This is a genomic window from Rhodococcus sp. JG-3, assembly GCF_000482405.1.
Lineage (GTDB): Bacteria > Actinomycetota > Actinomycetes > Mycobacteriales > Mycobacteriaceae > Rhodococcoides > Rhodococcoides fascians.
In genome coordinates this window covers 3,411,409-3,426,031 of sequence record NZ_KI519398.1, presented here as the reverse complement: position 1 = coordinate 3,426,031, position 14,623 = coordinate 3,411,409, and the positions used below count along the sequence as shown (strand labels likewise).

Genomic DNA, 14,623 nt, shown 5'->3' with positions numbered 1-14,623 from the left:
GAACGCGAGCTTCGATGGGGCCGAAAAACAACTGGGCCAGCAATACATTTTCCGACTCGGACCCTCCCCGAGAATCACGTGCAAGCGAGTCGGATGTCTTCACCAATTGTCTCGGCAATTTTGCAGAAATTCGGAACGTAGAGAATGCCCGATGACCCGTCCGCACACAGCGCCGAAAAGGTCGGTTTCATTGCTAGCCTCGCCTTCATGGTCATGGACCGAGTGGCTGCTCGATTCGGATCCAGCGATTCGATGGCAGGTACTGCGCGATCTGCACGACGCGCCCCCTGCTGATGTGGCGAGTGAGCGCAATCGAATTGTGTACGAAGGCTGGGGCGCGCGTTTGCTTGCCGCGCGCGACCCGAACGGCCTGTGGGCCGGAGGTGCTTGCTTCCCATCGGGTTTCGACTGCGATTTCTCAGGAGGGCAGCCATGGACTTCGACGCTTCATTCGTTGACGTTGATGCGCGAGATGGGTGTCGACCCGTACGCCGGTGAAGTACGGACCGCCATCGAGGCGGTGCGCCGGAATTGCCGGTGGGAACACGCAGGCCAACGGTTCTTCGACGGTGAAGTCGAGCCCTGCATCAACGGGAGGACTGTCGCCGTGGGTGCATATTTCGGAGTCGACGTCGACGCGATCGTCACCAGATTGGTGAAAGATCAGCTCGCCGACGGTGGCTGGAACTGCGAGGCGGAGTACGGATCGACTCGCGGGTCTTTTCACTCGACGATCTGTGTGCTCGAAGGGTTGCTCGAGCACGAACGAGCCACGGGCGGCACTCCCGCGTCGAGTGCCGCACGCCACCGAGGCGAGGAGTACCTTCTGGAACGCCGGCTGGCCAGGAGGGTGAGCACGGGGGAGCTCGTCGAACCGAACTGGTTGCTTTTCTCCTTTCCGACCTGGTGGCATTACGACCTGCTTCGTGGAGTCGACTACTTCCGAACCGCTGGATCTTTCGTCGACCCGAGATTGACGGCGGCAATCGAACACATCCGGTCGAGACAGTGTGACGACGGCACTTGGCTGCTGGACAGAACTCACGCCGGTGCGGCCCACTTTCCGATCGAGAATGGCGATGGGCGTCCGAATAGGTGGAATACCCTGCGCGCCCTGCGAATCATAGAATGGTCCGGAGTGGAGACATCGTGACAATCCGCGTGTGAGCCGGCGACCGAGCGAGCAGCGAAAACCTCTGTGCGGAAATCGGTTCGGTGAACCGATGCCGAATTCGCCGAGCCTCAGGAATTCTCGAGCCAGAGGGTTCCCGGATCGGACCTGACTGGTTAGAATAGAGCGGTGTCGGGGATCGACCACAACCAGGTGGATCGAGCGGGTTCCGCAGGCGAACCGGCTTCGGTGTTATTGATCGCTGATCCCGGCAAACCCACTGCGCTCGCACACCGGGTGGCTGCGCACCTACCGCAACACTTACGAAGCAGAGACCACCGCGAACGCAGATGGACGTCGCGAGTACGCAGTAAGCCGTACCTCTCTGGAGAGCAAGCGGACTTGGCGGACGTTATCGACGCTGTCGATCCGTCTTCGGAAGACGCAGAAATCGTCGTGTACCTCACCGATCTGCCACGGCGAGAAGACACCATGCCGGTGGTGGCCGACGTCAGCGCCGAACGATTATTCGCACTCATCTCCGTTGCAGCGGTGAGTGGTGTGAGTATCGAGGACCGCGTCCGCACGGTGACCGAACTGGCAATCGCCTGTGCCGTGGGTGAACCGGAACTAGCCCCACCCGGCGCACAATCGCGGTTTCCCAGCGAGAACATCGAGGGCGGAACACGCTTCTTCGCACCGTCGGGACTTCGACGGTTGCGGCTGTTGTCGGGGATGGTGCGGGCGAACCGGCCGTGGCGGCTCGTGACAGGGCTGTCGAAAGTGCTGGTCGGAGCGTTTGCCACCGGAGCGTTCGCGCTGGCTACCAGCACGATTTGGTTGTTCGCCGACACAATGGGCCCATGGCGAATGTGCGCGGCGACGATTCTCTCCATTGCGGCGATGGTTCTGTGGCTGATTCTCGATCACGAATTGTGGGAGCGGCCGAAATCACCCGAAGAGCGAGACAGATCTGTGCTGTACAACGCAGCGACAGCCGTGACGTTGGTGATCGGCGTTGTCGTCCTCCACATAGCCCTGTTCTGCATGCTGCTGGGGACCGCGTGTCTCACACTTCCTCCGGGACTGCTGTCCAGCACCCTCGGACACGCGGTCGGCTTTTCCGATTACCTCAGTCTCGCTTGGCTACTCGCGTCCATTGCGACCATCGGTGGGGCGCTCGGTTCGGGCCTCGAAGACGATCGCGCAGTCACCGAAGCCGCATACGGTGTGCGGCAGAGGCAACGGATCGAAGAGACGCAGGCACGCTCGAACGACCCGGAATGACACTGCGACCGATAGAATCGTGGCCCTCTTCGGCGGCGGCACGGATTTCGTCGGCCGCCCACCGAGGACTGCCCGGGTTCGCAACGCGCACAGTCTTTTCGATACCGGGCGAAAGCGTCAATGGCATCCAAGATGGTTCGGGTGGTGCGCGTCGGGTTGCTCCATGGGATGAAGCGGTCACGGTTGTTCCGGTACCGATGGTCCGTAGTTTCGGTCTACCCTGTGGTCGGGCCGTGACTGGCGCTGTGGATGGATCACCATCGGGAAGCGGCCTCGTCTGTTGACGTCTGCCGCGCGCCTGGGCTCCCACCGAGCCGAGGAGAACCATGAGCCACACCCCACCGCGTGATACCGCCGATTCTGATGCACGTAAGACGGGTGGACTGGCGCCACCGATCACGGCAGGCGTGGTCTCGGCCTTGGTCGGGTTCACCAGTTCGTTCGTGGTAGTCCTGAGCGGCCTGACAGCGGTAGGAGCGAACCACGAGCAGGCCGCCAGCGGCCTGCTCGCTGTCACCGTCGTCATGGGTCTGGCCTGCATCGTCCTTTCCTGGCAGACTCGGCTGCCGATCACCGCCGCCTGGTCCACCCCCGGCGCGGCCCTGCTCGCGACCACCGGCACCGTCGATGGCGGTTGGCCCGCCGCGGTGGGGGCGTTCCTTGTCACGGGGGTGCTGATCGTCCTTACCGGTTTGGTACCCCAGCTCGCGGCGCTGGTCACCCGCATCCCCACCTCGCTTGCCCAAGCCATGCTCGCCGGGGTCCTCCTGCAGCTCTGTCTCGGCCCGGTCACCGGGTTGGCTGTGAACCCGATCGCTGTCGCCCCGGTTGTCCTGACTTGGCTTGTTGCACTTCGGTTCTCGCCCCGTTGGGCCGCGCCCCTAGCCTTTCTCGCTGCCGCAGTCGTCATCGGGATCACCGTGGCAGCCGGCGATACCACGGTGGGCCCGGCGGACCTGCTACCTCGGGTCCATTTCACGTCGCCGACGTTCACTGTCGCGGCTCTCGTCGGGATTGCACTTCCGCTGTACCTCGTGACCATGGCTTCACAGAACGTCCCGGGTGTAGCGGTCATGGCCGGTCTCGGCTACCAGGTTCCGTGGCGGCGATCGATGCTCGTGACCGGCGCAGGCACCCTGCTCGGCGCGACCGCCGGCGGGCATGCGATCAACCTGGCTGCAATCAGCGCCGCCCTGGCTGCCGGGCCGGACGCGGGTGTGGACCGCACTCGCCGATGGATTGCAAGTCTGACTGCGGGAATCGTCTTGATGTTGCTCGGCGTGGCGTCGGCGTCGTTCGGCACACTCGTTGCACTTGCCCCCGTCGGTGTCATTGCCGCGGTCGCCGGACTCGCCCTACTCGGGACACTCGCCGCGTCGTTGACCGCCGCGTTCGCTGATCCGGTAGAGCGAATCCCCGTCGTCATCACTTTTGTGACCGCCGCGTCCGGCACAGTCATCGTCGGTGTCAGCGCTGCCTTCTGGGCGCTCCTGGCCGGGCTGGCTGCACGCTTGCTGCTGGGCAAGCCACGGTCCGCCGCTTGACGTCCTCGGTAACAGCGTGAGTCGACGGGGAGCCGGGGCGAGTGCCGGGCACAGATACCGGTGTGCCGATTCGGTATTGACCTTCCCCCTGGGGGAGGCATCACCGTGGTGTCATGACCACAGAATGGGATGGACTCCCGGACAACGTGAAGAAGTTCATGACCGCACTCGATGTCCGACAGGGCGCTCGCGCGATCACCGTGTTCACCGCAGATGCCGTCGTGACCGACGAGGGCCACGACCACTCGGGCCGAGACGAGATCGAGGCCTGGCTGACCGCCTCGGTCAATGAGAGTGAGTACACCTACACATCGGAGTTCACGGGAGCGACCGCGACCGGCACGACCGTCGACGTCACGCAGCACCTGGAAGGCAATTTTCCCGGGGGAGTCGCCGACCTGCACTACCGTTTCACTCTGGACGGCGCGCTGATCAACCGGTTGGTGATCGAGCCATGAGCAAGCGATGGTTCATCACCGGTGGCACCCCAGGCGGCTTCGGCATGGCGTACGCCGAGGTGGCGCTGGAGGCGGGGGAGCGCGTGGTACTCACGGCGCGGCGTCCAGGGGAACTGGCGTCGTGGGCCGATCAGTACGGTGACCGCGTTCTCGTCGTGCCTGTGGATGTCACGGACGCGGCACAGGTACCGCAGGCGGTACGAACGGCCGAAGAGCATTTCGGCGGTATCGACGTGCTGGTCAATAACGCCGGTCGCGGCTGGTACGGATCGATCGAGGGAATGAACGAAGCCTCGATCCGGGCAATGTTCGAGCTGAATTTCTTTGCAGTACTGTCCGTTACGCGAGCCGTGCTACCAGGAATGCGTACTCGCAGAAGTGGGTGGATCGTCAACGTATCCTCAGTGGCCGGACTTCTGGCGGCGGCCGGATTCGGCTACTACAGCGCTACGAAATACGCGATCGAAGCCGTCACCGACGCTCTGCGCCAGGAGGTTGCAGAGCACGGCATCTCCGTGTTGGCGGTCGAACCAGGGGCTTTCCGCACCAACGCCTACGCTGGATTCGCCGACGAGCCTGTTGCGGAAGCGATTCCGGATTACCACGACATGCTGGAACAGGTTCGTGCCGATTTCGTCGACATGAACGGGGTGCAGCCGGGCGATCCGTATCGTGGTGCCCGTGCGGTGATCGAAGCGATGGCTCAGGACCCGCCGCCACGCCGACTGATCCTGGGCAACAGCGGGTACGACGCCGTGATCGGTGCGCTGGAACAAAACCTGGGCGACATCCGGTCGAACGAAAGGCTTTCTCGGAGCGCGGATTTTCCGGAGTAACCGAGTTGGTGGAGCTCGCTGATTCTGCCGCGGCTGCACGAGGGGGCCGGTGAGATCCAGCGGTTGATCGTCGGAGGCGGACTGATGAGAGCCGAACAGAAGCGCAATTCGTGAAACATGCCAGGCGTAGGCTCCTGGCATGTCGTTCAGAATCCTTCGCTCCGACCACGTCGGCTTCGCCGTCGGTTCCCTCGATGACGCCCTTCGATTCTGGATCGATGGTCTCGGCGCGGTCCTCGAACGCACCGGTGAGATGGGTGGAGAATTTCTGGGAGAGGTCACCGGAGCGCACGGGGCCACAGTCCGGATGGCGGTGGTATCCGTTGCGGGTCAGACGATCGAACTGCTGGAATATCGCAACGTCCAGGGAGAGCAGGGATCCTCTCGACCACACGATCCTGGTTTCGCGCACCTTGCCTTCGAGGTCGACAACATCGACGCGGTCCTGACGCGAATCGCGGACTTCGGGTGGACGGCGCAGGGAACTCCTCAACCTATTGCCGGCGGGGCAAAGGTGGGCACCCGCGTGATGTACGCGGTGGGTCCACACGGAGAGACGATCGAATTCATGGAGCCGCCGCAGTGACAACCGATTACCCAGGTCGATCGAACGTTCAGGACAGTACCTGACATAATGTTGATTATCGGCAAACTGGCGACCTGCAGTTCGCTGAGATCGACTCGTAGTTTGCTGCATCCCAACAACTTTCCTCGACACAGTCGATTCGGCTGAAGCTCTTCGTTGTCTGAAGTCTGCGTCGACGCGTCCCGGTGGTATCGAAATGCCTGCGGGGAAATGTGACGGGCTTCCGGTCGGCAGCTGTCGCAGCCGGCCCGCTGACTGCCCGCTGTCATGGGATCGGCGCACTGCGGACCGGACGGCACCCTCTCCCTCTCTGCTCTTCCTCGCCGTTGTTTCGTCACAGTGACGAAACAACGGCGAGGAAACCCGTTCTGGATATCCACTGCCGCGTCGGCCGAATTGGCTGGCTACCGCATACGAACTCTGGTTAGAGTTCGTTCGATGGACGCCTTTCTCGAGACATCCCGTCGTCGGAACTTGAACCGCCGAGTTGCTGCAGCCGTACTGATGGCCCTCATTGCATCGTTCGGCCTCGTTGGCTGCTCCGACGATCCGTCCGGCAAAGACGCCGGCTTCGAGGGTTTGACCTCGGGTCAGCGTGTCTACGACCGAACGGGTTTTTCCCTGAATCCGGCGCAGACCGCGGACATCCAACGTCAGTTGGAGAACTTGAAGTCCGACACCGGTGCGGACGTGATCGCGTACGTGCGTGAGCTCGACGCGGACCCCGACGACACGTTGGATCAAGTAGAAGACCTGCAGCAGAGATGGGTGTCCCTGACGGGCGTCGACCAGGACACTGCAGGCGCAATACTGATCAACCGGGAGCCTGGAAAGATCGACGAGGCTCGCGCGGGCATCTTCGTCGGTGCCACGTACGACGACGGTAACGTTCCCCGGGACGAACAAGAGGCCATCATCGAGGACGCACTGATTCCGCCGCTGCGAGATGGTGACGTCGCACGAAGCTTGACCGCGGGCATAGATCGCCTGGCGACCGACATTAGCACCGGTCCGCCGGTGACTGCCTTGAACAGATTCGCCGACGGTCCAGGCTCGACCTGGCTGCCGTGGGCCGGTTCGGTGATCGCGCTTCTCGGGCTGCTTCTGGTGGGAACGGTGTTTCGGGGACGAGCGAAACCGACTGTCTCCCAACAATATCCGACGACGGTTCGACCGGACCAGGCCACCGATGCAGCGTACGCGACCGCCCTGGTGCACCGCAGCGCGCAGCCCAGCGGCGTACCGGGGACCGTACTGGCGCTTGCCACCGCCGGTGCGCTCACCTTCGAGCAGGACAAGAAGCCGGGAAAGGTCGACAAAGGGACAGTCGAAATCAGGCTTGTCGACCGAACCCGTGCCCACGGCGAGGTTCAACAGGCGGTCTGGTCGATGCTCGCCGAACGAGCCGAGAACGATGTCGTACTCGGCGACGAGTTGAAGAAGATCGCTCGAGGCCCCGGTGCAACCAAAGAACTCGTGGAGAAAACACTGCGGGACAGCGGATTCGTTGCCGACGGCTCAGGTCGACGCCGGACAGCGTTGGCCGGTTTGGGCGTACTCGGCGGCGCTCTCGCGATCGGAGGAATTGCCGTGGCGACGTCGGGTGCACCGACGATGTGGCTCGCGGTGGTGTTGTCGGGCCTTCTCTTCGTTGCAGGACTGTGGACGGCGATCGCCTACTCACGCTTCTCGGTCGCGGGCCTGGACGCCTCTCGCCCCTGGGAGGCGTACCGCGACGGACTGAAGCAGGCCGCCAAGGACAACGACGAGTCGGTCGATCTGAACGTAGCTCTGCCGGACATCGTTGCGTTCGGCTTGGCCCCGTTCTTTCGGAAACGACTCGAGGCCGCAACCGACCCCGGGAGTGACACGCCGCTACGAGCCTTCACCTCACCCGCGGATGCCGACTATGCGGCGGGTGTCCCGGTGGTCCTCCCCTGGTCTGCGTTCTCCGGTGTGTTCGTCTCCAGCAGTAGCGGATCCGTTGCGTCCGGTGGAGGTGCAGGTGGAGGAGGCGGAGCGGCAGGCAGTACCTGACGACTCCGCCCCATTCGTTTCCGGCGAGCGCCTCCATCACTCGCACCGCCGGCCTATCCGGTGTTGTCCGGTGTACGCGGCTCGTCGGGCTCGGAGTCGGTGCGATCGTCGATGTATTCCGGGGTCGAATGCCCCACTTGGTCGGCCAGTTCCAATCCCGCGCCGGCGTAGACGTTGAAGGCGATGTCGACGCCCTGGTCTTTTGCCCACTGCACCTCGTCGTCGTACCGTGCGACCGCCGCCACTGTTCCGCCGAAGCCGGACTCTCGTAGACACGCCAGTGCAGTGACGTTCGCACCGTGCCGCGGCATGGCGAGCACCGCGATCCGGACGGAATCCGATCTGCGTAGTCGGTGCCAGAAGTCGAGGTCGGTGGCATCGCCCTCGATGACACGCAGTCCCTGCTCGGCCAGTCGACGGATGCGCGGGCCGTCGTAGTCGACTCCGACGACGTCCAATCGGTAGTGCTCGTTCAGTCGCTGGTAGGCCGCGAACCCCACACGCCCCATGCCGATGACGACGACCTCGGCGTCGCCGGCATCACCGGGGCGTTCCTCGGGGTGGAGGCTCTGCTCGTCCTGGACGGGCAGCCGGCTCGCCATCTTCTCGACCATCAGGTGGCCGCGGCCGTTGACCAGCGCGGACACCACAAAACTCAGAGCCACCGCGATCGACATTTCGACCAGCCACGTGGGTTCCAGCAGCCCGGTCGTCACTCCGACGGAGACGACGATCAGACCGAACTCCGAGTAGTTCATCAGACTCAGTCCTGCGAGCAGGGCCGTTCGATACCGAAGTTTCATCGCGGCGAACAGCGCTACGTAGAGCACGGATTTGAGCGGCAGAACGAGCATCATCAGCAGAGCGACAACGAGACTGGGCACATCGGGTAGTCCGGACAGGCCTATCGAGACGAAGAAGCCCACCAACAGAAGTTCCTTGAGGTGGAACAGAGACCGTGCGAGTTCGGACGACGCGGAATGCGAAGCCAACAGGACACCGATGATCAAGGCACCGAGGTCACCTTTGAGGCCGAGCGTGGAGAACAGTGCGTACCCCGGAACCAGAGCCATCACGATGCCGAACAACGACTGCATCTCGCCGTGCCCCAGCCCGCTCCAGACTCTCCGAAGAATTCGCGTCAGCGGCCACAGCAGGACGAGGGTGAAGGCCCATGGGCTGGGCAGAGTGCCGCTGGTGACCGTCAGGAAGACGACGGCAACGATGTCCTGCATGACGAGGACGCCGATGGCGACGCGGCCGTAGAGCGCATGCGACTCCCCCCGCTCCTCGAGTACCTTGACGACGAACACGGTGCTCGAGAACGACATGGCGAAGGCCAGGAGTGCGATGGTCGTCAGGCTTTGCCCGGACAGCATGGCCAGGCCGGCCACGGCGGCCAACCACAACACCGTGGTTCCGAGCGCGACGCTGATCGCGAGATGGACCGACGTGGTGAGCCAGACCTCGCGGCGCAACAGAATGCGGAGATCGAGCTTGAGGCCGATGGCGAACAACAGCAGCGTCACCCCCAAGTCGGCGAGCAGGTCCAGCTGCGGCACCTCACCGACATCGAGAGCGTTGATGACGAACCCAGCCGCCAGAAAGCCGACCAACGGAGGAAGTCGCACCGCCATCGCGAGTCCGCCGAGGCCGAATGCGATGACGAGATAAATCGCGGCAACAGTCATGCTCGGTCTCCTCGGTCACGGATCGATCGGTCCGCTGCCGCGTCGACGACGTCTGTGCACCCAGCCGGAACGAGCAAAGTAACCCGCGGAGTAGGAAATTGCAGGACAGATGGAATCCAGGGACGACAACGGCGACCGACGACGTCGAAGCGTCGTCGGTCGCCGCAGACCTCACACGGTCTCGATGCCCACGTCGGAGCGGGTCAGAGCTCGAACTCGGCCGGGTCGATTCCCACTGCGAAGCATGCGTTGCGAACGGCGGCCTTTTCGTGGTCGTCGAAATGCCCGTCGGCACCGCCGATGATGATGCCGATCTGGATCACGGCACGGGCCTGGTCCGGCTTGGACTTCAACTTGCCGATCGTCGCGGTGGCCTCGACCTTTCCGAAGTCGAAGTCACCCTGCAGCTTGTCGCAGTACCAGTCGAACTTCTGGCGGAGCTCATCGGACTCGAAGACGCGGAGGGCTTCGTTTCCGGCGATCAGCGCTGCCGTCTTCTGCCGCTCGGCCGGATCGATCGTGCCGTCCGCGGCGGCGATGAGAGCGCACATCGCCATGCTGCCGTTGGCGAACTCCTTGTTCTTGAACTGGCTGGTCTTGGTTTGCAGCTGCCCGTTCAATTCCTGTGCTTTGGACTTGAGTTGATCCCAGAACGCCATGGAGCTCCTCTGTGTGTCTTTGCGTCCGCGCAAGACGCGCGTGCGTCGCCCATTGTCCACGGAGTCGGTGAACAACGACGGGAGCGATGTCGTCGACCGTCGCGCCGCACGAAGGACGACCAGCGAGGAGCCCCGGAAATACTCAGCGCAGCCGCTCGGCATCGTGTGCTTTCGCCACGAGCTCGATGCACAGGCGCTGCAGTTCGTCGGCGGCGGCACCTTCTGCCACTGCGGTGCTGACGTCCTCGGCCGCGCAGCGCAGTTCGAATGCGCGATCCGCAACGGCCGATGCTTCTTCGGCGGTCAGCACGACGGCGTCGACGGGAATGGACGTCCCCTTGACGGCACTGCGCTGCTCGTACGCGCGTTGTCTGCACGATTGTCGGCAGTACCGTCGTTTGCGGCCGGTGCCGACATCGTCGATGGGACGTCCGCACCACTCGCACGTCTGGTTGCGACGGGTTTTCACGGACATGGTCGCTCAGCCTACTTTGCCGGCGAGGTAAGATGCCTTGATCTGCGCGGGCGAGCCGGGAACGAACGGACGCTCGACGACGTTGTAGACCAGTGGGTGGACGACGAAGCTCGGCCGCGCCGAAACCGGCCGGTGGAATCGGCGCACATACCTACTATCGATGGAGAGGACTTCACTATGGCAGATCGTGTACTTCGAGGTAGTCGACTGGGAGCCGTCAGCTACGAGACCGATCGTGATCACGATTTGGCACCCCGCCGCGTGGCTCGCTATCGCTGCGACAACGGTGAGGAATTCGACGTCCCGTTCGCCGACGACGCCGAGATTCCCGGTACGTGGGCGTGCCGTAACGGACTCGAGGGTTCTCTGATCGAGGGCACCGCGCCCGAGGCGAAGAAGGTCAAGCCTCCTCGTACCCACTGGGACATGCTCCTCGAGCGCCGTTCGGTGGATGAACTGGAAGAGTTGCTGAAGGAGCGCCTCGATCTACTGAAGGTCAAGCGACGCGGAGCCTGATCCCTTGAGCGATGCACCGCCCGATTGGAAACAATCCGGCGGTGCATTTTTTCGATGGGTTGGAAACTCGGAGATTTTTTTCGGGTGACTTGTGTGATTATTGTCGTTCAGCGTCCGTTTTCTTCGAGTTTGAGTGGCGCGAAAACGGCTCGAGATGACACCATCGAACATCGCATGTAGTCGGTTACCGAGTCTGTGATGATCGCGGTAACAAATGTCGGCTGCGACCGATAATCATCAGCACCGTAGTCGTCGAAAACAGGGGGCATCAACTCGTGAGCCAGGGTTCCGATCAGTGTCTGCACGACGATCCGCGGACGGCGGCGTCCGACTCGGAATCGGACGGACGCGTTGCGGTCGGCGAACAGAAGTTGGCGGAATTGCGCCGCGAATTGGACGGTATCGACGAGGTCTTGCGCGCAGCCGTACGCGACCGAATCGATGTGTGTGTACGGGTGGCCCACGTCAAACGCGAATTCGGTATTCCCATGATGCAGCCGGGCCGGGTGGGCGTGGTGACCGAACGGGCTCGTGAGTTCGCGTCCGCGAACGGATTGTCGCCCGACTTTCTCGAAGAGTTGTACAAGTCGATGATTGCCGAGGCGTGCCGCGTCGAGGATCTCATCATCGATTCTCCGGGGCCAGAATCTGGCTTCGAGGGCGAACGATAGAGGTACGTCGATGACGATCAGAACCCTCCTGGTGGACAATTACGACTCGTTCACCTACAACCTGTACAGCCTCCTCGCCGAGGTCAACGGCCGACCACCGACCGTGGTCAAGAACGACGTCGCGTGGTCTTCCCTCGACTTCGCCGCGTTCGACAACGTCGTGATCTCGCCCGGTCCCGGCCGCCCGGACGTCGAGCAGGACTTCGGTATCAGTGGTCGAGTGATAAGCGAATCCGGTCTCCCGATTCTGGGTGTCTGCCTCGGCCATCAGGGGATGTGCCACCTCTTCGGGGGCGAGGTCGATCTGGCCCCCGCACCGATGCACGGCCGCATCACCGACATCACGCACACCGGGGTGGATCTGTTCGAGGGGATTCCTTCGCCGTATTCCGTGGTGCGCTACCACTCTCTGGTCGTCACCCGGACTCCCGCCGACTTCGAGGAAGTAGCCTGGACCCCGGACGGTCTGGTGATGGCGGTTCGTCATCACAGCAAGCCGTTGTGGGGAGTGCAGTTCCACCCCGAGTCGATCAGCACCGAATACGGGCGTGAGCTGCTGGCGAATTTCCGCGATCTGACGCTAGCGCGGTCGAGCGCAGCGAACGCAGCGGGGACCCACGATTCGATGTTCACCATCGAAACCCGCACTATCGACGGCGATTTCGACTCCGAGCGCGTGTTCCAGACGCTGTTCGCGCACGACACCAAGAGTTTCTGGCTCGACGGAAGCGCCGCACTCGAGCCCGAGTGCCGATTCACCGTCATGGGCGATTGCTCCGGGCCGCACGCCGAATACGTGACGTACTCGGTAGCCGAGACGATGGTGACCGTCGAGGGCTCCGACGGCACGAGAGAACATATCCACTCGACGTTCTTCGACTACATCGACGCCCAACTACGTCGCCGAGCTACTCCCCCGCGGCACGATCTTCCCTTTGCATTCGGACTGGGCTACGTCGGCTACCTCGGGTACGAACTCAAGGCCGATACGGGCGGGCAGCTGGTGCACACCTCGGCGACCCCCGACGCCTCGATGGTGTTCTCCGATCGGGCATTGGTGTTCGACCACGAGGCCGGCACCCTGTACTTGATGGGGTTGGCCGATACCCCCGGGGATCCGGTCCTCGCGCAGTGGTTCGACTCGGTCACCGCAACGCTGAGTGGACTGTCCGAGAAGGCGCAGACCGTGAGCGCGCCCAGCGGGATACCTGCATCCGGTGCTCCGTTGCTCGGCGCAGAGCTGTCCCTCGAGCCACGGCTGAGGCACGATCGCACGCATTACCTCGACCTCATCTCTCAGTGCCTCGCCGAAATCCGTTCCGGTGAAACCTACGAGGTCTGCCTGACGAACACTGCCACCGTGGCCGGTTCCATCGACCCCGCAGCGACGTACTCCTACATGCGGGAAATCAATCCCACCCCGTACAGTGCCTTCTTGAATTTTCCCGACGTCTCGGTCCTGAGCGCCTCCCCCGAGCGATTCCTGCGTATCGACGCCGACCGCATCGTGGAGTCCAAGCCCATCAAGGGAACTCGGCCGCGCGGGGCCACCCTCGAAGAGGACAACGCGCTCAAGGCCGACCTCGTCGCGAACGAGAAGGACAAGGCCGAGAATCTGATGATCGTCGATTTGGTGCGCAACGACCTGGCTCAGGTGTGCGTTCCTGGTTCGGTACACGTGCCGAAGCTGTTCGACGTCGAAACCTATGCTCCCGTGCACCAATTGGTCTCCACGGTTCGTGGCCGGCTGCGTGACGACGCGTCGGCTGCCGACTGCATCAGGGCGGCGTTCCCCGGCGGCTCGATGACCGGCGCTCCGAAGATTCGCACGATGGCAATCATCGACAAGCTCGAAGATGGGCCGCGCGGAGTGTATTCCGGTGCCATCGGCTACTTCTCGATCACGGGTACGGCAGATTTCTCGATCGTCATTCGCACGATCGTGGCGACCGAGCACGAGGTCACGTACGGCGTTGGAGGCGCGATCGTCGCGCTCTCGGACCCCGACGAGGAGTTCGAGGAGACGATGGTCAAAGCGGTGTCGATGCGTCGAGCCCTCACTGGCCGGACAGCGAACAGCGGGTAGAGCGCACGCGCTCTACCCGCTGTTCCACATCCCTCGGCCAGTGGCCGTCGTGCTCTACGCGGTGGTGAAGTACTCGAACACCGCAGGCTGAGCTTCGGGGTTGGCGTTGTTGATTCCGATGACCGTGCCGGCGACCGTACCGATCACGGTTCCGATGATGCAGCCCGAGATGAAGTTCGGGAAGATCGAGACGCAGCCGATGGCGAAGCCGAGGCCTGCACCGATGGCCGTGCCGACGCCGCCGCCGTTGTTCCAACCGATGGCGAGCTGGTTGACCATGTTGTCGAAGGCCTGCTGCTTGGTCTTCGCGCCGGCGACCTCAGCGACAGGGACTGTCTGCGGGGTGAGAGTGAGTTCCCGGCCTTCGGCACCGATCAGGGGCGCAATGGAGTAGACGGTTCCGTTGATCGAGTACTCCAGCGGGATCGACGCCACCGTGAAGCCGGCCTGGTCGACGATCGACACCGTCTCGCTGGTCGCATCGACGCGGAAGAGACCGGCGTCGAGGATGGTCTTGACGGTTCCATCCGGGTTGACCGACGTCTGGTAGTTCATCGAGTCCGACGTCGGATCCGCTACGGCCTGGCCTGCGCCGGTGGCTACGGCTGCGGTCAACGCCACTGCGACCGTTGCTGTTCTGATCAGTTTCACTGTGTCCCCTGGTAG

Annotated in this window: 15 protein-coding genes and 1 riboswitch; of the genes, 10 read left to right on the top strand and 5 right to left on the bottom strand. The window is 63.1% G+C overall.

The features are described from left to right. The first annotated feature begins 454 nt into the window (after window positions 1-454). The 7 genes from K414_RS0117520 (at window position 455) to K414_RS0117490 (ending at window position 7,859) form a co-directional block, all read left to right on the top strand. Window positions 455-1,153: a squalene cyclase gene (locus K414_RS0117520; protein WP_237606214.1), complete on the top strand. Its 699-nt coding sequence runs from the start codon at window positions 455-457 to the stop codon at window positions 1,151-1,153. Window positions 1,154-1,300: 147 nt separating this feature from the next. Beyond that, entirely contained in the window at window positions 1,301-2,398 is a 1,098-nt protein-coding gene (locus K414_RS0117515) for a hypothetical protein (RefSeq protein WP_152530444.1), read from the top strand. A gap of 223 nt (window positions 2,399-2,621) precedes the next feature. Continuing rightward, window positions 2,622-2,709: riboswitch (ZMP/ZTP riboswitch) on the top strand. 15 nt (window positions 2,710-2,724) lie between these two features. Then, complete coding sequence (locus K414_RS0117510; RefSeq protein ID WP_051365149.1) at window positions 2,725-3,942, top strand: benzoate/H(+) symporter BenE family transporter; 1,218 nt, start codon at window positions 2,725-2,727, stop codon at window positions 3,940-3,942. A 113-nt stretch (window positions 3,943-4,055) separates the two neighbouring features. Further along, a complete protein-coding gene (locus K414_RS0117505; RefSeq protein WP_027497126.1) occupies window positions 4,056-4,400 on the top strand; it encodes a nuclear transport factor 2 family protein in 345 nt (114 codons plus the stop codon). Next, complete coding sequence (locus tag K414_RS0117500; RefSeq protein WP_027497125.1) at window positions 4,397-5,236, top strand: SDR family NAD(P)-dependent oxidoreductase; 840 nt, start codon at window positions 4,397-4,399, stop codon at window positions 5,234-5,236. Before K414_RS0117505 ends, K414_RS0117500 begins: the two co-directional genes overlap by 4 nt. Before the next feature lie 139 nt (window positions 5,237-5,375). Next, complete coding sequence (locus K414_RS0117495) at window positions 5,376-5,822, top strand: VOC family protein (RefSeq protein WP_027497124.1); 447 nt, start codon at window positions 5,376-5,378, stop codon at window positions 5,820-5,822. 438 nt (window positions 5,823-6,260) lie between these two features. Continuing rightward, on the top strand, window positions 6,261-7,859 hold the full coding sequence (locus tag K414_RS0117490) for a TPM domain-containing protein (protein ID WP_027497123.1): 1,599 nt from the start codon (window positions 6,261-6,263) through the stop codon (window positions 7,857-7,859). A 53-nt stretch (window positions 7,860-7,912) separates the two neighbouring features. Here the strand turns inward: K414_RS0117490 and K414_RS27270 are convergent, their stop codons facing one another. The 4 genes from K414_RS27270 to K414_RS29175 all read right to left on the bottom strand — a co-directional run bounded on the left by K414_RS27270 (window position 7,913) and on the right by K414_RS29175 (window position 10,831). Further along, window positions 7,913-9,550, bottom strand: coding sequence for a cation:proton antiporter family protein (locus tag K414_RS27270; RefSeq protein WP_037219363.1), 1,638 nt, complete (start codon window positions 9,548-9,550; stop codon window positions 7,913-7,915). Window positions 9,551-9,753: 203 nt separating this feature from the next. Beyond that, the gene (locus K414_RS0117475; protein ID WP_027497122.1) at window positions 9,754-10,209 is read right to left on the bottom strand and encodes a TerB family tellurite resistance protein; all 456 of its coding nucleotides are present in this window, start codon (window positions 10,207-10,209) and stop codon (window positions 9,754-9,756) included. A 142-nt stretch (window positions 10,210-10,351) separates the two neighbouring features. Continuing rightward, a complete protein-coding gene (locus K414_RS0117470; RefSeq protein WP_027497121.1) occupies window positions 10,352-10,684 on the bottom strand; it encodes a hypothetical protein in 333 nt (110 codons plus the stop codon). A 6-nt stretch (window positions 10,685-10,690) separates the two neighbouring features. Further along, on the bottom strand, window positions 10,691-10,831 hold the full coding sequence (locus K414_RS29175; protein ID WP_161631809.1) for a hypothetical protein: 141 nt from the start codon (window positions 10,829-10,831) through the stop codon (window positions 10,691-10,693). Window positions 10,832-10,861: 30 nt separating this feature from the next. Between K414_RS29175 and K414_RS0117460 the strand changes: the two genes are divergently transcribed. From K414_RS0117460 to pabB, 3 genes are all read left to right on the top strand, one after another. After that, window positions 10,862-11,200, top strand: coding sequence for an RNA polymerase-binding protein RbpA (locus K414_RS0117460; protein WP_027497120.1), 339 nt, complete (start codon window positions 10,862-10,864; stop codon window positions 11,198-11,200). 275 nt (window positions 11,201-11,475) lie between these two features. After that, entirely contained in the window at window positions 11,476-11,871 is a 396-nt protein-coding gene (locus K414_RS0117455; protein ID WP_027497119.1) for a chorismate mutase family protein, read from the top strand. Window positions 11,872-11,881: 10 nt separating this feature from the next. After that, on the top strand, window positions 11,882-13,957 hold the full coding sequence (pabB, locus tag K414_RS0117450; RefSeq protein WP_027497118.1) for an aminodeoxychorismate synthase component I: 2,076 nt from the start codon (window positions 11,882-11,884) through the stop codon (window positions 13,955-13,957). Window positions 13,958-14,011: 54 nt separating this feature from the next. Here the strand turns inward: pabB and K414_RS0117445 are convergent, their stop codons facing one another. After that, complete coding sequence (locus tag K414_RS0117445) at window positions 14,012-14,608, bottom strand: hypothetical protein (RefSeq protein ID WP_027497117.1); 597 nt, start codon at window positions 14,606-14,608, stop codon at window positions 14,012-14,014. Between the last annotated feature and the right edge of the window lie 15 nt (window positions 14,609-14,623).

What these genes read in the sequence shown, in the direction of transcription:
- K414_RS0117510 (WP_051365149.1), top strand. Translation starts at nt 2,725, where the DNA reads ATGAGCCACACCCCACCGCGTGATACCGCCGATTCTGATGCACGTAAG.
- K414_RS0117505 (WP_027497126.1), top strand. Translation starts at nt 4,056, where the DNA reads ATGACCACAGAATGGGATGGACTCCCGGACAACGTGAAGAAGTTCATG.
- K414_RS0117500 (WP_027497125.1), top strand. Translation starts at nt 4,397, where the DNA reads ATGAGCAAGCGATGGTTCATCACCGGTGGCACCCCAGGCGGCTTCGGC.
- K414_RS0117495 (WP_027497124.1), top strand. Translation starts at nt 5,376, where the DNA reads ATGTCGTTCAGAATCCTTCGCTCCGACCACGTCGGCTTCGCCGTCGGT.
- K414_RS0117490 (WP_027497123.1), top strand. Translation starts at nt 6,261, where the DNA reads ATGGACGCCTTTCTCGAGACATCCCGTCGTCGGAACTTGAACCGCCGA.
- K414_RS27270 (WP_037219363.1), bottom strand. Translation starts at nt 9,550, where the DNA reads ATGACTGTTGCCGCGATTTATCTCGTCATCGCATTCGGCCTCGGCGGA.
- K414_RS0117475 (WP_027497122.1), bottom strand. Translation starts at nt 10,209, where the DNA reads ATGGCGTTCTGGGATCAACTCAAGTCCAAAGCACAGGAATTGAACGGG.
- K414_RS0117470 (WP_027497121.1), bottom strand. Translation starts at nt 10,684, where the DNA reads ATGTCCGTGAAAACCCGTCGCAACCAGACGTGCGAGTGGTGCGGACGT.
- K414_RS0117460 (WP_027497120.1), top strand. Translation starts at nt 10,862, where the DNA reads ATGGCAGATCGTGTACTTCGAGGTAGTCGACTGGGAGCCGTCAGCTAC.
- pabB (WP_027497118.1), top strand. Translation starts at nt 11,882, where the DNA reads ATGACGATCAGAACCCTCCTGGTGGACAATTACGACTCGTTCACCTAC.